The sequence below is a fragment of the Micromonospora sp. NPDC049891 genome (assembly GCF_040660295.1).
GTDB lineage: Bacteria > Actinomycetota > Actinomycetes > Mycobacteriales > Micromonosporaceae > Micromonospora.
Genome location: NZ_JBFAML010000013.1, coordinates 112,261 through 131,098, shown reverse-complemented (window position 1 = coordinate 131,098; position 18,838 = coordinate 112,261). Strand labels below are relative to the sequence as shown.

Here is an 18,838-nt window from a genome sequence, read left to right as displayed (position 1 = left end):
CCTTGCTTCCGGCGTCCTAGCCGTTGACTCACCGGCGCGAATGATCGTGGCGGCTCGGACGTGACAGGACCTCCCGTGCAGCCCGGCCTATCGCGCCTTTCGCCTGCTGGCTCGGCTCGGCGTCGACCGGCGCCGCGAAGGCGAGCTTGGCCAGGCGTGGTGCGGCGCGGGGTAGGTGCGACGGCGTCGATGCGAGTGCGGAGGCTCCCACAGCGGCGAGCGCTGACCTCAACCGGTAGACCTGCTCGTCGTCTGGCTGCGCAACGCACCATCGGGCGACAGCGTGGTACACGAGCGACCTGGGCACGCGTTCGAGTTCCCGGCGGCCGAGAACGAAGAAGTGGCGGTTTCGAGCGGCCGTCTGGGTTGCCACCCGCAGAACCTCCGACAGTGACGGGAGCACCGCCGCCAGCTTGTCGATCGCTTCGAGTCGGGACCCACGGCTGGTGACATGGCCTGGTCGCGATAGCCCGGGACGGACCCATCTTGTCACCAGATCAAGCTCACGGGCTGTCTGCGCTGCCGCCGGGCCGTGTGGGGGCGTGCCGTGTAGCTGACCGGCCGCGTGGGCCGCTGCGCTCCACGATCGCCAGTCCGCTCCAACAGCGCCGGGTGAGGCGAGTGCGCTGACCGCGAGTGCCGCTTGGGTCGCCTTGGCCAGGTGCATGACGCGCACCTCGCCGGGGTTGCGGTGCATCCAGTCTCGCGTCGCGACCAGCGAGCGCAGCGCCGACGCGCCATCGCTGATCGCCCGGCGACCTACCGGGACCGGTGGCGGCGGTTCCAGCAGGTGCAGCAGTGATGGAGCGTCGCCGGCGTCCGAGATCAGCTGATGCACGACCTCGGTCAGATAGCCGTTGCTGGTCCAGCGGGCCTCGTCCGCCACCGTCTCGAAAGCGCCGTACGCGAGTCGATGGCCGCCGGACAGCCACTCAGGTAGCCCTGCGTCGATGGCCAGCATGTCGGTGGTCAGTACGGCGATGTCGGCCAAGCCGGCTTTTCGCCCGGCACCGGCACGAATCGCCACGCCCTCCGGCGTCAGCGGCTCCCGGGCCGGCGGCGCGTGACCGGCCAGGATCTCCCCGGCCACCGCGATCGCCTCCGCCGCCGACTCCAGATGGCGCCCGACCCGGCAGATCGGGGCCGTGGCGGGGGCAGCCTGCCGGTCGCTGCGAGCCGCAGCGGTGAGTCCCAGGTAGAGCCGTGTCGTGTGATCCCCCGCCTGCATCCGCAGAGCGACATCGATGGTTCCGCGGTCGATGTCGGCACGAGCCGGTTGGCCGCCGACGACCAGTTCCACGAGTTTGGCCAGCCGGGCATAGACCCGCTGCCGGGCCACGACGGTCGCTCCGACGTCGTCGAGAGTGACCGCCGGATCGGACGGTAGGCGTGCTTGCGCGCGGGTGAGCTCGTCGTGCGCCCGCGACAGCCAGTTTCCGTACGTCACACCAGACCTCGCACCGCAGCGTTCAATCGCTCGGCTGTCGCGGCGTAGGCGAAGCGGCGCTGGGCCGACACCTCCGGCTGCTGGCTCGCCTGGTCGTAGCCATCCCCCAGCACGGAGACGAGGCGGATGAGGGTCCGTTGCGTTGTGGTGGACGTGATCGAGGACCGCGCCGTGGTGACGGTGACGGCGATCGGTGCCGGTTCGGGGTACAGCTCGGTGAGCGCGGTGAGCAACTCGAACCCGAGCAGTGCCCACTGCTGGGAGGGCACATCCGGAGAGTCGAAGGCCAGACAGGCCAGTCGCAGGCCGGCTTGCGCCTCCGTCTCGTCGACGATTCCCCGTTCCTCCACACGAGTAATGGCCTGCTGCAGCGCGGTGATGTAGTCCATTCCCGGATCCTTCCCACGGCCCAGAACTCTGTCCACAACGGCAGCGAAGTCCTGTGGATAACCGACCGAAGCGGCGTCGCGTCCGCCCTCAGGTGCTCGTACCGAGCAGTTGTCGGCGCTGGTCAGGTGAAGCAAGAGCTGTTGTCGCAGAGGCCGTCGCCAGGTTCAAGGTCGAGCCCTGGCAGGGTTTGCTGCGCTTCGGGGATCGCTTCGGCGAGAGGGCGGTTGTACCGCGTCAGCCAGACCGGATCTCTGCCGAGCGTGCTCCGCCGCGCGTTCAGGAGAGTTTCCAGGTCGCAGGCCGAGTGGAAGAGGCTCGGCCGATCGCGCCGCATCTCGCCCCAGCCTCGGGGCGTCTTGAGAGGGCAGAACCAGCACGCGGACTTGGGCGGAACCGGGAGGTTCGCCCTGGCGATAATGCCCGCGCAGTCGTGGCGGCGTAGTGGAGGATCGTGGTCAAGCAGGGGGTACACCGGGATCTCGTACGGCATCGCCTGGCGTCTGTTGACCCGCTCGATCTCGTCCAGGCTGATGCCGATGCCCACCGTCGCCGGCCTGTCACGGCTCGCGCCGTGCTGCTTCAACCACTTCCCGAGTACCTTGATCTTGAAGTCGCCGGTACACGATCTGGTGCCGGGTGCGCCGTTCGACATGCGAACCGGGATGGGCAGGCTTCGGGACCCCTCGCGGGTGAGTCGGCCCCACAGGGTCTCGACGGTGCCGTCGCGGCGTGTGCGGTGCAGTTCGTGAAGCTCAATGCCGTGCGCCGCCGCGTACGGCTTGGCGTACCGCTGGAGGTACTCCAGAGTTGCTGGGTCCTCGGAGTCGCGACCGGTGTTGGCGAAGAGGAATGTGGGAAAGTTGATCTTTCCGGTGGCGGCGAGGACCAGCAGCGCCGTCGACTGGACGCCGCCGCCGAACGCGACCGCTCGGATCGGGGCGGTCATCAGTCCCACCACCCGTCGGGGGCGGAGTCGGCGGTCGCCGACGGCAGCTCGGTGTGACGGGCTGTGCGGTCTTCGTCGGCGGCCCGGCACTGTTTGAAAGGTCCGTCGTCGCCGAGTAGTTCGTGGATGTGCCGGTCGACCTCGACCGACCAGCCGGACATGCCGGTCGGGGCGAGGCGGCTGACTTCCCAGGAGCGCCAGAGCAGTTCGAGGCGCCAGATGGCCTCTGCGTGGCGCCACCACTGCGGGCACCAGTGCCAGCGTTGCCCGTCGACGCGCCACGCGAACATCGGAAGGAACAAGCCGGTGACCCAGGCTTCGACGGTCGGGAACCTCAAGGCGGCCGGCGCTTCGGTGGCACCGGGTGCCTGGTCGTCGAGCCGCTGAGTGAGTTCCGCGACCTGGGTCTGCAAGGCGGCGACCATTCCGGCCAGGTCCTCGTCACGGCGGCTGGTCACCGGGTCCTCCTCTGGGCGGGATGCGCGGTCGGGGTAGGGGCTGGCATGGCGCTCGGGTAAGCGGTGAGTGCCCGCTGCGCGGGCAGGGCGAAGGACTCGGCTGCCAGCCGTGCCGCTGCTGGCGTGGTTGCGTCGTGGGCGCTGGCATCGGCGGCGAGGTCACCGGCGCGGCCGGTTGCCGCTGCGGCGGCGGCGCGAGCCGTCTGGTGTTCGTTGACGGCGGTGGCGGGGTCGTCAGGGGTGGCTGCGGTGGTGGCCGCGGTGCGCTGCTCGGCCTCGGCCCGGTCGAGGAGGGTCTCGATGTGGGCGAGTGACTGCGCGGACCAGCCGCTGTCTTCGAGGTTGCGCAGCAGTCGGGCCCGGCCAACCGGGTCCAGCGTGCCGGCGAGCCGGGTGATTTCCTGGTCGAGTTCTTCACCAACTTGGGTGAGCGCGCCGGCGGTGGGCGCCCGGCCGCCATGTGGCCGGGCGGGGCCGGATCCGGACCAGACGTAGCGGGCCGCGTCCGCCATCGCGTCCTTGCGTGACAGGCCGGCGTCGCGGCCCCGGTGGTAGAAGTCGATCAGGCTCGGGGCGCGGCGGCGCAGTTCCTCTTCGGCGGCGGTCAGCACGGTGGCGTCGGTGGGATTGCGGTCGGCGTTCTGGGCCGCCTGTCCCCAGTGCCGTGCCACCTCCACGACGGGCAGGTCCGCAAGGTAGCCGCGTAGCCGGCCCTCGTCCCCGACGAGACGGGCCCATTGCCGCTTGCGCCGGGAGGCGTCCGCTGCGGCGAGCCGCTCGGCTTTCCGGTTCGCCTTCTGCTCGTCCTGGTTCCGGCGTGTCTGGTCGCGTAGTTCCTGTTCGGCTCGGTTGGCTTTGGCGCGGGCGTTCTCAGCTGCCAGCCGCGACCCGGCCTCGACGAGTACGCCGAGGGCCATGAGCCGTTCCATCGCGCGCTGGTTGCCCTCGCTCCAGGGATCGTGATGCTCGGGTTCCATGTCGGCGACGCTGCGGGGCACGGGTTGTCGGCGGCGCTACCGGGAGCGGCTACGGGCGGACGGCCGGGCCGACCGTAGCGGGGCTACGGGTAGCGGCTGGTCGGGTGCCGGTGTCGCGGGCGGAGGGCCGTGCCTGCCAGCCGAGGCGTGCAGGCGCGCGGCGGCGGTGGAGGCCGCCGCAGCTTGGCTACGGCGCTGCTGGGATTGCCGGAGAGCGGCGAGGTTGTCGGCGAAGCCGGCCAGCAGGTAGACGAGTTGCAGCGCGGCCGCACCGGTGCGGTCGCTGCTGAGTTGTCCCATCAGCCCGACCAGCCGGGCGAGGGAACGAAGGTGCACCGCACGGGCATCCACAGCCGGGAGCGGGGTTTCCCGCCGCCCACCGATGGCGCGGTGGAGCAGTTCTGCGGCGTGGGCCAGGCGGTGTGCCTGCGGTTGCGGGACGGTAATCGCGGTGGCGGTCAGGATGTCGGCTACGGCATGGGCCGCCTGTGCGGACAACGGTTGCGCTGGCCGGGCCAGGTCGTCGGCGGCGTTGGTGATCGCGTCGGCCGTTTCCTGCCACAGGTGTTGCCGCTGCTCCGCCGTGGTGGGTGTGGAGGTCTCGGACGGTCGGGGTGTCTGGGCCCAGCGGGCACGCAGGTGCGTCAGGGTCAGGTCGGGGGCGAGTTGACCGCCGCCGAACCAGGGCGGATGGTCCCTGCCGGGCAGGGCGGGACGGCTGACGGCGTAGCCGGTGACGCTGTTGTCGGCGCGGCTGCGCCGTAGCCGCACCCGCAGCCCGGCGGCCCGTAGCCGGTGGACGAAGTCGTCTTCGTCGGTAGCGACGACCGCGGCTGAGCGGACCTGGCGGCGCAGCCGCTCACGGGCCGAGGGGGGCGCGGCCCGGCGAGTCGCAGCGGCGCGCGGAGTGCCGGGCGTGGTGGTGTCTGGTCCCGGCGGAGGTGTTGCGAGTCCGAATCGGTGTTCCAGGTTGCGGGTGGCGTGCGCGCACCGGTGCCGGTCGTCGCTGGCCGGTTCGGTCCGGCCGTCCTGACGCACGAGAGTGGCGACGACGTCGACCCGTGCGTGTCCGTGCGCTATGGCGATCCACCGCACGGCGTTGCGGTCGCCGTGGGGCGCCAGGCCGGCTTCGTCGAGGAGATCCCGGACGGCGGCGGCCCACTCCTGGTGAGTGAGCCGCCGTTCGGTGGGGTCGAGTTCGAGGGTGCACCGCCAGACGGGCCGGGTCGGCGTGGTGGCGCCTGCCCTCATCGGTTCGGCGAGCAGTGCGGCCAGGCGAGTGGTGTCGTACCCACCTGGTCGGGGTGCCGGCTCCAAATCAGCCAGCTCGCCGCTACCGGCCCACGCGGCGACCAACTGGGGTGCCGGGTCGGTCACAGCGCGGGCGGCGTACGCGCGGCGGATCGCGGCGACCACGAGGGCGCCACGGGCGTGCACTCGGATGATCATCGAGTGATCCGGGTCGCGGCTAGTCGACGCCGAGAAGCTTGAGCAGGGCCGGGACGCTGACGAGGTAGCGGCGACCGATGCGCAGGATCTTCACCGGAAACTCGTTGGTCTTGGCCAGCTCGTACGCCTTCGTGCGGCCAATGCCGAGGATCTCCCCGGCGGTCTCGACGTCGGTGGTCATGCCGAGGGCACGCACGGCCTGTTCGGTCCAGACCTGGGACTGCGGTGTGGTCGCGGTGCTGGTCGTCATCGGTGAGTCCTCCCGCTGCTGTCTGGTGCCGACCTGTGGGTCTGCGACAACAGCGACGGTGCCGATGACGGGGTGGCGCCAGGGCTACCCCTGCGATGTCCTGCGCTAGGCGTAGCGCAGCCGGGCCAAAGGGCCGGCATCCCAGCCAGCCGCGGTGTTAGGGGTAGCTCGGGCTCATCCTCCGGCGTCCGGTTGCGCGTCCTGTTTCGGTCGACCGGTGCTCGACGCTGAACCAGTGCGGCTGTTGATCCAGCTTTCGACACGGTGACGTTTCCAGGAGCGGATGATCCCGCGACGGCCGGGCTCCTCCAGATCTGGCTTGATCAGGTAGCCGTCCCGGTCCTGCTCCCAGGCCGGGACGCTCTTCTCCACGTACTTGGACCAGGCTCCGTGGGTGACTCGGATCAGGGTGCGAAATTCCTTGGCGTTGATCAACTCGTCCGGGTCGCCCTCCAGGCTGACCTGGTGCACCCTCGCCATACGAGCGGTCCGCTTCACTTGGAAGTAGGCGGCGTTGAACACGTCGAGATCCTCAAGCGCGTACCACTCCTGGCCGTCCACCACGTCGATCGGCTCGCGCCAGCCGGTGGTAGGACGATGCTTCGGTGAGGCGACCCGGTTGATGGTCTCCAGGCTCCGGTTGAGGTACTCCGCGGCCCCGCGACGGTTCGTACAGAGGCGGTCGTTGACCACCCGTAGCTCCACGCAACCCCCTGCGTTCACGTCCCGATGTGCCCCGGCGTCGCCCGCCAGGCAGCCGTTTCCGCTTCCGCTCGCCGCAGCCGGGCGGCTCCGGTCGCGGGTAAGGGTCACTGTACCGGCAGCAACGTCGCCGGTTGCTTCCGCTGCTTCCGGAAGCACCACGTCAGTACGCATCATGAACCGTCCTCTGCAAACGTGGGCAGGTGCAATAAGCATCCGCAGGAGCCCGGCGAGGTTCGGCTCTGGCGTGGCCGGGCGGCTGATCCAGTGGGGCAAGAGGGCTGTGCGGGCAGGAGATGGCATCCGCGCTCGGTGTAAGTACGGGCAACGCCTCCCGGACTGACACCGGGAGGCGTTGCCAAATTGCGGGGACTTGCAGATCAGGTGCCGGCGGTGACGAGTTCTTTCCGCGATGCCGCAGAAAGCACGCTCCGGACCGTCCGGTCGGTGACGCCCACCAAGGTCGCCAACTCCTGCTGCTTCGCGTCCGGGTGATCCCGGTGCGCTTCGAGCACCGCCAGGACGGTGGCAGGGCTGACCCGGTCGACCTGCGGTACCGGCCGCCCGTCGAACATCAGCGGCTCGCCCGCTGGCGCGTTCGACGTCGTCCGGCGACGGCGCGGCGACATCCGCTCCATGAGCCCGCGAAGCTGCTCCTCCGCGGCCTCGCGGCGCTGCTGTTCGTCAGCGAGGGCACGCTCAGCGGTTGCCGCCCGCACCTCCAGGTCCTTCTGTACCCGCGCCTGCTCCCTGCCCTTGAGCCGGACGTTGGCGACCTCCGTTTCCGCCAGCTCGCCGCGCCGGCGCCACTGCTGAGCTTCCGCTTCCGCCTGCCCCCGACCTCGGGCCGCCTGCTCCGCTTCCGCTCGGGCAGTCGCTGCTGCTTCCTCGGCCGCCGCCCGCAGGACGGCTTCGTGCTCCGCCCGCCGCGTCGCTCGTTGCGCCTCCTCGGCTGCTTCCGCTCGCCGCGCTGCTTCCGCTTCCGCCGTCTGCCGAGCCGCCCGGGTTTCCGCTTCCGCCTGAGCGCGCCGCGTCGCTTCTGCGGCCAGCCGCGCTTCCGCTTCCCCCAGCGCCACGCGGGCCAGGCGGGCAGCCTCCTGCGCCGCTTCCATCTCCTTACGCGCCGGCCCGGGTAGCGCCAGTGACGGTACCGAGGTGCCGGTCTGGGCGAGGTGCAGCAGCAGCGTCAGGGCCTTGCCGGTTTCCCCGGCACGGGCAGCGTTGCGGGCGGCGGTGCGCGCCTGCTTCCGCACGTCTGCCGCGAGCGCCTCCCGCCGTTCCCGGTCGCGCTCGACGGCGGCGAGCCGGCGGCGCTCACGGCGAGCGGCATCGGCACGAGCGACCAGGGCAGCCGCGCCGGGGCTCAGCCGGTCCAGCACGTCCAGCCGCCAAGCCGTGAGGGTCGAGTGGGGGGCCACCAGCCACCGCCGCCATCCGAACCGCTCCGGCGGTGGCGGCAGCATGCCCCGGTCGCGCAGCGTCGGCCTGTGCTTGGCTCCGCTGCGGACCTCGTACACGATGATGCCGAGCGCCGAAAGGAACGACAGCCCGACCGCCTTGACCGGGTCGGTGTGGTGGCCGATGGCGTTGATCGCGACCGCCGCCGCCGTGCAGATCCAGATCAGCGCCCGCGCTGCGAGCGCCCGCTCCCCGGCGAGGCGCTGCTGCTGTGCGGTCAGGGCCATCGCCAGGCCCGTGCCCTCGATGGCGACCGCCGCCACGACGCCGATCGGCGTGGGCAGACCGTTGATCCTGGCAGCGTCGACCTGCCCATACACGGCGCCGGCTACGGCGAGGCCGTAGATCACGCCGGAGTAGACCGCGGCGGCGTTGGCCCGTACGTACTCGACGCGACGCGCGTACCACGCCGCCGTGTCCTGCCGGCGGGCCTGCCGCCGCTTGCGCCTCGCCTCGCGCTTGTTCTCGCGTTCCTTGCGGCGACGCTCGGCGCGGTCAGCTTTCTGCCGATCGCGCTGGTCGTCCAGGCGCAGCCGCCCTTCCTGTTCGCGCAGGCGTCGCTGCACCGCCGCGTCCTCGTCCGCGATCCGCTGCGCGCCGGCCAGCCGTTCCCGCTCAGCGGTCGCCAGCTCACGGGCGACCCGCCGGTCGGCCCTGGCCAGGTCGGTCAGGTCGGTGCTCATCGCGCCACCGGGCCTTCCAGCACCCCTCGCGTCGGCACCGACCCTGCCGGCAGGTGGCGAGTCCGGGGCCGAGGGCGCGGCGGTATCGGCGCCGTAAGGTCTGTCATCAGTCGGACCTCCGTTGTCCGATCAAGGTCCCGGCCGGTGGGTTGCCTCCACCGGCCGGGACCGCCTGCGTTTACGGGCCGGATAGGGCACCAACGGTGGGTGATCATCCGGCTCATCGTGAGAGCTACGGGTTATCGGCAGCGCTACGGGTAACGCGCCTGGTATACGGTGCTCGGATTTCCCTTCCGGCAGGGGCCGACGGGTCGCCCTGACCGCACGCAGCGGTTGACGCCGCTCAGCGCGCCGGCGGCTGGCCGGGCGGGGGGTGGATCGGCGCGGTGAACGCCTTGACGCAGTAGCCGGAGCAGTGCTCCCTCCAGGTGGTGTCGTCGGCGTCATCGTCGTAGAGCAGGTGCCCGGCGGCCCGGCGGGTGCCGAGCCGGTACCCGGCGGCGCGAAGCCGGGTGGCGGCGTCGGCGCGACTGATGATGCGCCAGCCCTCCGCCCGCAACACGGCCTCCACCTCGGCCGTCGTCCGCCGGGCGAAGGGATGCCCGGCCGGCAGCGGTACCGGCGTGGTCGCCTCCAGCAACCTGAACCCGCAGGCCGGGACCGGGCCGTTGTCGTGGTGGGGACGGATGCCGATCAGGCCGGCGGCCCCGGTCGGCAGGTGCAGCCACACCTCACCGAGGTCGGCGGCAGCGAGCGGGTCACCGGGCCAACCGCCGAGGCGGCCGGCCCCGTCGAGGTGGCTTGTCACGCGCGTTGTCATGAGTTCTCTCCCGAGGACTTGGCGTCGGGCACCGGCAGCATCGCCCGACATGACTTGTAATGATACCGCACTTAGTCGGTGTTGCCGCCCGGATCATCGAAAAGTGTGAGCTGGTCAGGGTGCGGAGCCCGGGAGCGTCGGGCCGGCGCGCTACACCGGTTGCTCGCTGGCGCCACGGGCGGGATCGACGGCAGGTCGACCAGCGGTGTCGGCGGAGCGGACGGCGCGCGTGCGGCGTACCGAAGGGCGTCCATCACCTCCTCCCGGTAGACCAGGGCGTAGCGAAAGCAGTTGCGGCAGTCGGTGGGAACTCGGCAGCCAGTCAGCGGGTCCGGACGGCTCAGGTGCGTGCAACCTGGGAGGCGGATGCGTTCCCGTCGGGCGGTGGCGGACCAGGCTTGGCTGTCGGAGCTGGCCAGCAGCGGGCCGACGAGCCGTAGCGCGTTGATGCTCACGCCGAATCCGTGCATCCGCATGCCGAGCGGCGCGAGGGTGCCCAGGACGCGGGCAACCTCGCGCTGGGAGCCGCGCCGGCACAGGCTGCCGACACCAACGCGCATGCCGGCCAGGTCCACCCCCGCGGCCTGGTACATGCGGTGGTGCTCGACGTACTCCCACGGATGCCACCCCTGCAAGGTCGGCAGCCACGGGACGTGGGGAAACTGTTCGGCCAGGTAGAGGTAGTTGGTCAGGGTCGCTTCCTGGTGCTCCCGGACGGTGGTTCCGGTGCGGCGCAGGCACTGCGGTTCGCAGGGCCAGCCCTGGATGCCGACGACATCGGGCGGTCCCACGTTCTCCTGGAAGCGGGTCCACATGGCCCCGTACTCGTCCGGGTGCGGGAACCAGAGATGCCCCTCCGGGTCGGCGCGCAGAATCAGCGCTGCGTAGGCGCCGGAGTCGCCGGCCCACGGTCCCCCGTTCATCCGGACCGGGAAGTCGTCGCCGCGCCGCCGGTAGCGAGCGAGGGTGGTCGCCGAGAGGAACAGCGGCACGGGTAATTCGATCTGGTGCCTGTGCTGCGCGAGACCATCGCTGACCTTGGCGGTGATGTACAAAAACGGTAGGAACCAACTGGTAACCACCAACATGGTGCGGCCCGCCAGGGTCGCCCAGCCGGCGGTATCGAGTACAGATCGCGCCCGTCGTCAATCGGCTGGACATAGCGCAAGCAGGCTCCTTTGACAAGCGGTGACCATCGCACCGCCTGTGCGACCGTCATTCACATGCCCCTTCGTTGATCGCTCCGCCGGGCAACAAGGTCTGGCGGGGGCCGGAAAGGGGCAGTGCACCGCTGACACGACGCACCGCCCCGGCCTCTGCTCTATATCGGAGGGCACAGGCAATGTCGGAAACGAAAGGCAAGGGGCTGCGGGTACGCCGTCCGCAGGGCCGAATCGCCCGCCGCGTGGAACTCGCGGGCCTGGCGGTAGCCGTCGCGGCTCTCGATCCTGGCGGGCCGTACCGTGCCGGCGTAGCCGCCCTCACTCGCGTGTGGGCCGACGCCGCTGCCGTTGTCTCATCACCCTTTGGCCGACCTTCGCCATTGCGATCTCACGCTCAGTGGGCAGCACCTCTGCGGCCTTGGCCCGAAGCTTCTCCACGTACGCCTCCAGCGCTTCGCCTGGGAACATCCTCCGCGAACCGATTGTCACCGACTCGATTTCACCGGCTCGCATCAGCGAGTACAGGGTGCGGATGCTGATTCCGCCAAGCTGTTCGGCGGCCTCTTTTGCGTTGTACAGCAACTTCCGGCGCCGTTCGGCGGCGGGCGGGATGCCCTCGCCAGCGGTATGCTCGGCGAGTTGCAGAAGCGACTCGACCTCCGCCCGTACTGCCGCTCGAGCTTCTTCGAACGCCTCTCTCTCCTTGCGTTCCCAGAGGACCCGGTGGACTTCGTCGAACACCTTGATCAGCATGATGTGAACTTCGCGCGCGGTCAGCGAACGAGGATCTAGCGCAGAGGTCATACCGAGTAGAACGGTCGTGGTTCTAAGTCAGCTCCACCGGTTGGGATACGGGTAGACGCCATCTTTGGAGACGCGAAGGACGATTGCGTCCCTCGTATCGATCATCTCGATGATGACGTCCAACTGCTGTGTTACGACGGTAACGGCTTCCGTGTCGATGCAGGCCAGAAGCACATGACGTCCGAAGGTGTTCTTGCGCCGCCGGCTAATCGCCTCTTTGTCGTGTGTTAGCAAGATGGCGTTGTGGTTGTCCGCGAACACTGACACTTGGTCGTCGTCGGCGGTGGCCAGTCCGGCCTGGCTTGCCGTGATGCAGCGGTGCCCTCGGCGACGAAGTACCGAGGCGACGCCGGCATCGACGTCGTGGTCGAGTAGGAAGAACACTCAGGCGCTCACCGCATACCGGCGTGCTTGATCAACGTCCTCAGGCACAAGATCTGGATATGCGGCCAGAATCTGCTCCGTAGTGCGACCATCTGCAAGCCAGCGGGTCACGGTCTCGACCGGAACCCTGGTTCCGGCAAAGACGGGCTTGTTGCCCATCGTCTTGCGCCGCCGTTCGATCTTGCCGTAGCTGCGGGCCGGCCTACCGGTGCCCGCTCGCACAATGCTCCGGATCGCATCCAGGTTAAGCACCTGGTGCAGGACCAGTTGATCGGGCTTCGCTCCGCCTTCCCAAGTGCCGTCCGGGTGCTGGAAGTAGATCTCTCTGCCGAGAGTGGCGAAGCGCAGCTCACTGAGGGGGCGTTCGTAACCGCGCGATCTAAGGTGGTTTACCACCTTACGTACGTTTTGAAGCGACATCCCGCGCGCTCGAAGTTGGGCAACAATGAGCAGGGCGACGGTGTCCTCGAAGCCGTACAGTCGCACGTTCGTGCGGAGGCTGAGTCGCCGCTGGATGCCAGGGCGTACCACTTGCGTCAGGTCCCAGTACAGAAGCCTGCCGACACTGACCCCCGCTAGCTCGGCTGCGCGCTTCTCTGGGAAGGCGATGAGGTCGTCCAGGTCGTCGCGCATGTTCGAAGCGTGGCACATTCGCCACAGATTTCAACTCTCGTTCCAGCCAATTCGTAGATCAGCTTCTCGCGCCCGCCTTTCGGCCGTGGGGCACATGTGCCGCATACGCCGGTCGGCCTGTCGGCGGTCAGCGTGAGGGCCAAGCGGAGGCCAGGGCGACGATGCGAGAGGGTCGAGCCAGTCGGGGCACCGTACCGACGCACCGACCGGTGCGGTGTCACTCAGGCCGCAGCCATCGGTACCGGTTCCAGCCGGTAGCGACGGTGGTCGAAGCCGCCCTCGTGCACCAGCCGCCAAGTGTGGTTCCCGCCCCGCCACCGCTGGCAGAAGACAGGGTCGAAAAGGGAGAGTTGTTCAAGCATGGTGTTTCCCGGTGGATCTGTTCGAGGGGTGTGAGCGGGCGAGTCGCCGCCCTGGGCAAGTCGACCTGGGCGCCATTGGCGCGGCGCTGGTCGCCGGTTCCTCTGGCCGCCGCCGGACGGCGGCGGCCGGAGGGTCGCGTCGGCTATGCCTCGTCGGCCGCGAGGGTTGCGGGGTTGGTGTCGGTGGCCGGCAGCGGTGCCTCACCGCATGCCCGCAGCTCGACCGTGGCCAGCTCGTACCCGTTGGCTTCGAGGTAGCGCAGGTAGCGGGTGGTGCTGTCGCTGACGCTGCGCCACAAGTTGCGGCTCGTCGCTTCCTCGTACGCGGCGAGCAGCAGGCCCAGCGCGATCATCTGGGCGCGCTCGTCGCTGGCCTTGCCGACGAGTTCGACCATCGCCGGGGCTCGCCGGCCGAGCGTGGGAGCCTGGTCCGGCAGCCCGAGCAGGTCATTGGCCAGCCGGTTGCCGCCGGTCAGCGCCGACGTGACGGCGTGGTCGGCACGGGCGAGGCTGCCGGCGATGAAGCCTGCGGCCGTCTTCGGCGCGATCTTGCGGGCGAGGAACGTGCGTAGCCAGTTCCGGCGTACCGTCTCGGCGCTGTCCCACGCCTTGTTGGACTGGATCACGTCACGGCGCTGGGCGCGGGCTTCCTCCCGTTCGGCGTCGGTCATCTCCGCGACGGTCTTGCGCCCGCTGCCGGAGTCGTGCCCCCGCCAGCGCAGTGCGTGTCCGTGGGCGGCGAAGTCGGTGCACACGTACTCAGGCACCCAGATCCTGTACGGGCGAGCAGGCTCCGGCTCCTGCGCGTCCTCGTCTGCCTCGGTCGACGTGTCATCGCCCCACGGGTCCTCCTCCTCGTCGGTATCGCCCTCGTCCGGGTGGACCCATTCGTCGTCGAGAAAGGCGGCGTGCCCGGGGCAGGATGCGTGGTTCTCTTCGGTGAGCTGTTCCTCGCCGTGCTTCAGCTCCGACAGCCGCTTGACCTTCTCGTCGTTCCACACTGGCCGGTCGACCACGCTGATCCCGGCGGCAGCGAGGGCAGCGGCAGTCTCGGCCTTCGCCGCCTCCTCCGCGCGAGCGTCACGCAACTTCTGCGCCTCGTGGTCGAACCCGCCGCGCTGGGCGGCGACCACGAGCTGCTTGACCGCCTCCGCGTCGTCCTCGAACTCCGCGACCACCACGGCCTGGTCGATGGTGAGGAACTCCCACCGTTTCGTTGCGCCGTGAGCGAGCTTGCTGCGAGCCACCGACAGCGCCTTGTCGACCACGGGCCGGCTCGTGGACATCCGCTTGGCGATCTCCCCGGCCGGGACACCGCACAGAGCGAGCTGGTCGTACGCGGCCACACGCTCAGCGACGGTGAGGGGTTCCCGGTGATCGTTCTCGTTCACCTGGTCGGTCAGCCGGTCGGCCTCGTCCGGCTTCGGAACGACCATCACCCGTACCCACGGGCGCTGGGCTTGCACGGCCGCCAGGGTCCGGCGTTGCCCGCGCAGCACCACCAAGCGGTCGTTGTCGTCGCGGTAGGCGATGACCGGTTCCAGCACGCCACGCTGGCGGACGTTGTCGACGTAGGTCTTGCGCAGTCGGGGGTCCAGGCGCACGTTGGCGCCCACGACTAGTGTCGCGGGGTCGACGCGGAGTAGCTCCTCCTCGAACTGCTCGTCATCGAGGGCGTGAGGTGCGGTGGCCGTGGACGTCGTGGGAGCAGAGAGCGTCACGGTGAAGGTCCTTCCAAGGGATGTACGAGCAGCGGGCACGGCTGGCCCACCGCGTCGGCGGCGGTTGGTGAAAGGGGTGGTTCGGCGACGAGCGGCGCTACGGGTAGCCGCAGCGGCTACGCTGGCCGGTGCGGACCGTCTGGCGGTACGTCGGGCTCGGGTTGTAGCGGCCTGGAGCCCCGGTGGCCGGCCCGCGTGGCACGAGACCGCGCGGGCCGGCGCTGTCACCTCCGGCGCAACGGAGTCTCCAGCTCGCACTGACTGATCAGTTGCTGTCCCAGCCACGTACGAATCTGGTACCGGGCCAGCCCATCGACAGCGGGTAGCTCGATGGTCTCCACATCGACCGGCACCAGTTCGTCGGCCAGCCGGACGTAGGCAGCGACCAGCGCGTCACGGCCGCCTGGGCCACCCAGCCGTCGAGAGATCTCCGCGTGGGCGACCGCCCGCACGCCTCCGAGGATGAGGCCAGAGTCGGGGCGCAGCGTGGTCAGAACGATGTAGGCCACGGACTGCCGAGTGGGCGTGGGATTCTCGACCGACACGAGGCCCGGGTTCCCGGCGTCGCCCGGCTGCTGGCCGGTCACTGCGCACCGCCGGGCTGTTCGCCATCGGTCATAGCCTCCGCTGCCGCCTCAGCCGGCTCAGGTGAGTGGGCTGGCGGGGCGAGCAGGAACGTCTGTCCGCCGGACAGGTCCAGGACCGTGCCGGTGTCGGTGACGACGTTGTACCGGGTGCGCCGGCCGGAGAGGGCCTGCTTGTCGAGGACGGTCGCAGCGGTCGCGCCGGTCTTGACCCGGCTCGGGTGCCAGGTGCCCGGGTTACGGGTCGATGCCTTGGTCGCGTCGTCGGTGATGAGGACTCGATCGCCCCGCGTCAAGCGGGTCGTGGTCTTCTTGCCTTGGGCAGTCACGGAGCTTCCTTCGATCAATCTGGCGGTTGTCGATGACGACGTGCGCCGGGTGGTAGCGACACCCAGGGCCACACGTCGAAGAGTCAGGGTCGGTGCGAGTCCGGCGAGGCGATTCGCGGCAGGAGAGCCACGGGTCCGATCGGGCGGGCGCCCGTGGCCTCTCCTCGTCACGCCGCAAGCGACGCTGATCGTCGCCAACCCGCCTTGCTATTTGTAATGATACCGCATTAGCCTCAGAAATAGCAGCCCTAGACCTACTTGACCTGCAAAGACGGGGGGCGAGAGGCTGCCGTCAGCCACTGCATTCGGGGTCGACAGCCGAACTGCTCATGAGCGCTGTCGCGTCCGTTCAAAAGCTTCGGATGATCAAGTCGTTGACCAGCGGCCCGCACGGTAGGTCCGGACACCGGCCGGTCCAGTTGTCCGGACCTACCTTGCGGATTCCCGGCCGAGCCAGCGTGGGCGGCCCCGGTCGGGCAGGAAGTGTCGTAGCTGCCTGGTGGAATGGCAACCCATGAGCAGCCTTTACACCAAGAACGGCCGGCCGTTGCAGGTCTCCGGCGATAGCGTGTACTCCCGCTCCGGCAAGTATGTCGGTCGCATCAGCGGTGGCAAGATCTACGACCCGAGCGGGCGTTATGCCGGAACGATCGACGGGGACCGGGTCGTCTACCGATCGACTGAAAGCGCATCCATCAGTAGTCCCAGCATCAGCGCGCCGCGCGTGGGGTCGGCCGCCGCGAACGCCGTCGGTTCAGCTATATGGGGGGACGAGCCCAACTTCCCTGACTGATCGGGCCGGGCCTGGTCTTGGCGTTGCTCGCAACGTCAGCCGGACGGCTCGCAGGGTTACTCGAACACTCGCAAGGTTCACGCGGACGCGACAAGCGCAGTCCAAGATCGAGATGACGAACACCCACCGCCCTATCGGTGATTCGAGTCAACGATGCCTCGCCCCGTTCCGGAACCGGTGTGCGTGGAAGGGCAAGCAAGTTGTAGTACCGGTCACCGGATGTGCCGACCGAGCACGGTCGGCACATCCGGCAACCGGCAAGAGCACTGACCCAGCGGGGTCAGTGGACAAGGTAACGCGACCACGTCGCGCACCGACAGCGGCCACGCCGACGCTCCGGCAGGCTTCCGCCTTCGAGGGCGAGTTGCCATACCTCGCACTGAAGCGGTCCCGACTGGTTCCGCTTCCGCAGCCGGGCAGGTCCGACACGATTGCTTCCGGTCGCGGACTCCTGCTTCCACCGTCACAGCCGGAGCGGAACCGGAAGCAGAGTCATGCCGAGCCGCTACCCGTAGCGTCGCCGATAACCCCGCCGCCGCACGTTCGGACGCAGGAACGTGCGAAGCGGAGGCAACGACGGTGGACACCCGTACGCGAACAGCGGTCGGCGACACGCCAAGCCCACGTGGCGCCGACCGGCGTCACCAGTTCCCAGGCCGACGGCAACGGATCAACCTCCGACTCGACGACGCCGAGCACAACGACGTCGTGACCGCCGCGAACCGCGCCGGGCTGACCCCGACCGGCTTCTGCGCCGACGCCGCGTTGGCCGCCGCCAGGAGCACCACCGCCCCCGGCACCCTGATCGCCGGAACCGGCGTCACCCGAGCAGAACTCGCCGCCATGCAGCGAGAACTCTTCGCTGCTCGGACCGCCATCACGCGGACCGGCACCAACCTCAACCAAGCCACCGCAGCACTCAACGCCACCGGTGAAGCGCCGGTCTGGCTCGACCACGCCGTCAGGCGGTCCGTGCAGGCACTCGACAGACTCGACGCCCTCGTGGCCGACATCGACCGGCGGCTGCGCTGATCCCCGCGATCCATCCCCGCGGCACGAACGTAGGCGGACTGCTCCGCTACCTGTTCGGGCCAGGGAAGGCTGAGGAACACGTCAACCCCCACCTCATTGCCGCGTGGTCCGGCCCCAGCCAGCTACCTTCGCTGGAACCCCCAACCCACGCCTCCGGACGCCACGACATCCGGGCCCTGGCCCGCCTGCTCGAACAGCCCGTACGGGCCGGCAGGAACCCGCCACAAAAGTTCGTCTGGCACACCTCCGTCCGCAACCACATCACCGACCGCATCCTCACCGACAGCCAATGGGCGCACATCGCCGCCGAGATCGTCGCCGCCGTCGGCATCGCCCCGCATGGCGACCCGGACGCTGTGCGATGGGTGGCCGTCCGCCACGCCGACGACCACATCCACATCGTGGCCACGCTCGTCCGACAGGACGGCGAGACCGTCTGGGCCTGGAACGAACGCCTCAAGGCCCAAACCGCCGCCCGAGACCTCGAACAACGCTACGGCCTATACCAGGTCGGCCCGGTTGACCACACCAGCCACCGCCGGCCAACCGCCGCAGAGCAGAACAAGAGCCACCGACAGGGCCGGCCCGAGATTCCCCGAGACAAGCTCCGCCGCGAGGTACGCGCCGCCGCAGCCGCAGCCACCGACGAGAACGACTTCGTCAACCGGCTCAAGGCAGCAGGTGTTCTCGTACGGCTCCGGCACAGCACGATCAACCCGGCCGAGATCACCGGCTACGCAGTCGGACTCCCCGACCACCACACCAGCACCGGAAACACCGTCTGGTATGGCGGCGGCCGACTCGCCCCAGACCTGACCCTCCCGCAACTCCGACGACGCTGGGACTCAGGCTCCGGAGCCGTCCCGCGTGGCGGCCGGCAGCGCACACCGCCCCCGGGCGTTCAGCGACGAGCGAGCGCATTCCGCCGGGCAACAACAGCGGCGGACAAGGGCGGCCGTCACCTCATGGCTGAGCGAGATGTCAACGAGGAGGACATCGCATACCTTGCCGAGTCTGCGTCCGACGTCCTGGCGTCCACTGCACGGGCGTTCGAGGGCCGCAAGGGTGGTCCACTCAGCGATGCCTCGGAGATCTTGGACGGCGCGGCCCGTGAGCCGAACCAGCGACGCCCTGGCCGTCGGATCCATCCGGCAGCCGATCAACTCCGGGTCATGTCCCGACTCATCTCGGCGGTCGGCCGGCTCACCGGCGAAGACGACACGGCCGCAGCTCTCCAACTCGTACTGCGCATCTCGATGATCGCGGACAACCTCGCCCGCCTCCGCGAGGCTAAAGGCAGGCTTCACCAGGCTCGGGCAGCCCGACAAGCAGCGGAACGACTCCGCGAGACCGCAGCGAATGCCTCCACCAACCCGGTAGAAGTCCGATCCGCCATCACACCCGCACACGTAGTCCCCGGACGGAGCCAGCCCAAGGGTCGCATAGCTTGAGG

At 69.5% G+C, this 18,838-nt stretch carries 20 protein-coding genes; 3 read left to right on the top strand and 17 right to left on the bottom strand.

The annotated features are described in order from the left end of the window. Positions 1-28: 28 nt before the first annotated feature. From AB0I71_RS18610 to AB0I71_RS18530, 17 genes are all read right to left on the bottom strand, one after another. A complete protein-coding gene (locus tag AB0I71_RS18610; protein WP_357586137.1) occupies positions 29-1,447 on the bottom strand; it encodes a hypothetical protein in 1,419 nt (472 codons plus the stop codon). Continuing rightward, positions 1,444-1,836, bottom strand: coding sequence for a hypothetical protein (locus AB0I71_RS18605; RefSeq protein WP_357586135.1), 393 nt, complete (start codon positions 1,834-1,836; stop codon positions 1,444-1,446). Before AB0I71_RS18605 ends, AB0I71_RS18610 begins: the two co-directional genes overlap by 4 nt. Positions 1,837-1,958: 122 nt before the next feature. Beyond that, complete coding sequence (locus tag AB0I71_RS18600; RefSeq protein WP_357586133.1) at positions 1,959-2,783, bottom strand: phosphoadenosine phosphosulfate reductase; 825 nt, start codon at positions 2,781-2,783, stop codon at positions 1,959-1,961. Next, a complete protein-coding gene (locus tag AB0I71_RS18595) occupies positions 2,783-3,241 on the bottom strand; it encodes a DUF4913 domain-containing protein (RefSeq protein WP_038849187.1) in 459 nt (152 codons plus the stop codon). The genes AB0I71_RS18600 and AB0I71_RS18595 overlap by 1 nt, the downstream gene beginning before the upstream one ends. Beyond that, entirely contained in the window at positions 3,238-4,218 is a 981-nt protein-coding gene (locus AB0I71_RS18590) for a hypothetical protein (protein WP_357586130.1), read from the bottom strand. Before AB0I71_RS18590 ends, AB0I71_RS18595 begins: the two co-directional genes overlap by 4 nt. Before the next feature lie 36 nt (positions 4,219-4,254). Beyond that, positions 4,255-5,667 carry a hypothetical protein gene (locus tag AB0I71_RS18585; protein WP_357586128.1) on the bottom strand — a complete coding sequence of 471 codons (1,413 nt, stop codon included), beginning with the start codon at positions 5,665-5,667 and terminating at the stop codon, positions 4,255-4,257. A 19-nt stretch (positions 5,668-5,686) separates the two neighbouring features. Next, complete coding sequence (locus tag AB0I71_RS18580; RefSeq protein ID WP_018790599.1) at positions 5,687-5,917, bottom strand: helix-turn-helix domain-containing protein; 231 nt, start codon at positions 5,915-5,917, stop codon at positions 5,687-5,689. 174 nt (positions 5,918-6,091) lie between these two features. After that, positions 6,092-6,622: a hypothetical protein gene (locus tag AB0I71_RS18575; protein ID WP_357586126.1), complete on the bottom strand. Its 531-nt coding sequence runs from the start codon at positions 6,620-6,622 to the stop codon at positions 6,092-6,094. Between the two features lie 377 nt (positions 6,623-6,999). Then, a complete protein-coding gene (locus AB0I71_RS18570) occupies positions 7,000-8,760 on the bottom strand; it encodes a DUF2637 domain-containing protein (RefSeq protein WP_357586124.1) in 1,761 nt (586 codons plus the stop codon). 343 nt (positions 8,761-9,103) lie between these two features. Then, complete coding sequence (locus tag AB0I71_RS18565) at positions 9,104-9,580, bottom strand: hypothetical protein (protein WP_357586122.1); 477 nt, start codon at positions 9,578-9,580, stop codon at positions 9,104-9,106. A gap of 71 nt (positions 9,581-9,651) precedes the next feature. Beyond that, positions 9,652-10,572, bottom strand: coding sequence for a hypothetical protein (locus AB0I71_RS18560; RefSeq protein ID WP_357586120.1), 921 nt, complete (start codon positions 10,570-10,572; stop codon positions 9,652-9,654). Positions 10,573-11,061: 489 nt separating this feature from the next. After that, a complete protein-coding gene (locus AB0I71_RS18555) occupies positions 11,062-11,496 on the bottom strand; it encodes a helix-turn-helix domain-containing protein (protein ID WP_357586118.1) in 435 nt (144 codons plus the stop codon). Positions 11,497-11,574: 78 nt separating this feature from the next. After that, complete coding sequence (locus AB0I71_RS18550) at positions 11,575-11,931, bottom strand: DUF5615 family PIN-like protein (RefSeq protein ID WP_357586116.1); 357 nt, start codon at positions 11,929-11,931, stop codon at positions 11,575-11,577. Further along, a complete protein-coding gene (locus AB0I71_RS18545) occupies positions 11,932-12,564 on the bottom strand; it encodes a DUF433 domain-containing protein (protein WP_357586114.1) in 633 nt (210 codons plus the stop codon). 505 nt (positions 12,565-13,069) lie between these two features. Beyond that, positions 13,070-14,647, bottom strand: a complete 1,578-nt coding sequence (locus tag AB0I71_RS18540) for a ParB N-terminal domain-containing protein (protein WP_357586112.1) — start codon at positions 14,645-14,647, stop codon at positions 13,070-13,072. Between the two features lie 224 nt (positions 14,648-14,871). Further along, positions 14,872-15,156 (bottom strand): hypothetical protein, encoded by a 285-nt coding sequence (locus AB0I71_RS18535; RefSeq protein WP_357586110.1) that lies wholly within the window; start codon positions 15,154-15,156, stop codon positions 14,872-14,874. Between the two features lie 74 nt (positions 15,157-15,230). Continuing rightward, positions 15,231-15,560: a hypothetical protein gene (locus tag AB0I71_RS18530; RefSeq protein ID WP_357586108.1), complete on the bottom strand. Its 330-nt coding sequence runs from the start codon at positions 15,558-15,560 to the stop codon at positions 15,231-15,233. 514 nt (positions 15,561-16,074) lie between these two features. Here AB0I71_RS18530 and AB0I71_RS18525 point away from each other — a divergent pair. The 3 genes from AB0I71_RS18525 to AB0I71_RS18515 all read left to right on the top strand — a co-directional run bounded on the left by AB0I71_RS18525 (position 16,075) and on the right by AB0I71_RS18515 (position 18,836). After that, the gene (locus AB0I71_RS18525; protein WP_357586106.1) at positions 16,075-16,353 is read left to right on the top strand and encodes a 4-fold beta flower protein; all 279 of its coding nucleotides are present in this window, start codon (positions 16,075-16,077) and stop codon (positions 16,351-16,353) included. A 708-nt stretch (positions 16,354-17,061) separates the two neighbouring features. After that, positions 17,062-17,385 (top strand): hypothetical protein, encoded by a 324-nt coding sequence (locus AB0I71_RS18520; protein WP_357586104.1) that lies wholly within the window; start codon positions 17,062-17,064, stop codon positions 17,383-17,385. Next, positions 17,298-18,836 carry a relaxase/mobilization nuclease domain-containing protein gene (locus AB0I71_RS18515; protein ID WP_357586225.1) on the top strand — a complete coding sequence of 513 codons (1,539 nt, stop codon included), beginning with the start codon at positions 17,298-17,300 and terminating at the stop codon, positions 18,834-18,836. Before AB0I71_RS18520 ends, AB0I71_RS18515 begins: the two co-directional genes overlap by 88 nt. The last annotated feature ends 2 nt before the right edge of the window (positions 18,837-18,838 follow it).

Bases quoted from the DNA above. Each gene is read 5' to 3' on its own strand.
- AB0I71_RS18605 (WP_357586135.1), bottom strand. From the start codon at position 1,836: ATGGACTACATCACCGCGCTGCAGCAGGCCATTACTCGTGTGGAGGAA.
- AB0I71_RS18600 (WP_357586133.1), bottom strand. From the start codon at position 2,783: ATGACCGCCCCGATCCGAGCGGTCGCGTTCGGCGGCGGCGTCCAGTCG.
- AB0I71_RS18590 (WP_357586130.1), bottom strand. From the start codon at position 4,218: ATGGAACCCGAGCATCACGATCCCTGGAGCGAGGGCAACCAGCGCGCG.
- AB0I71_RS18585 (WP_357586128.1), bottom strand. From the start codon at position 5,667: ATGATCATCCGAGTGCACGCCCGTGGCGCCCTCGTGGTCGCCGCGATC.
- AB0I71_RS18580 (WP_018790599.1), bottom strand. From the start codon at position 5,917: ATGACGACCAGCACCGCGACCACACCGCAGTCCCAGGTCTGGACCGAA.
- AB0I71_RS18570 (WP_357586124.1), bottom strand. From the start codon at position 8,760: ATGAGCACCGACCTGACCGACCTGGCCAGGGCCGACCGGCGGGTCGCC.
- AB0I71_RS18565 (WP_357586122.1), bottom strand. From the start codon at position 9,580: ATGACAACGCGCGTGACAAGCCACCTCGACGGGGCCGGCCGCCTCGGC.
- AB0I71_RS18555 (WP_357586118.1), bottom strand. From the start codon at position 11,496: ATGCTGATCAAGGTGTTCGACGAAGTCCACCGGGTCCTCTGGGAACGC.
- AB0I71_RS18545 (WP_357586114.1), bottom strand. From the start codon at position 12,564: ATGCGCGACGACCTGGACGACCTCATCGCCTTCCCAGAGAAGCGCGCA.
- AB0I71_RS18525 (WP_357586106.1), top strand. From the start codon at position 16,075: ATGAGCAGCCTTTACACCAAGAACGGCCGGCCGTTGCAGGTCTCCGGC.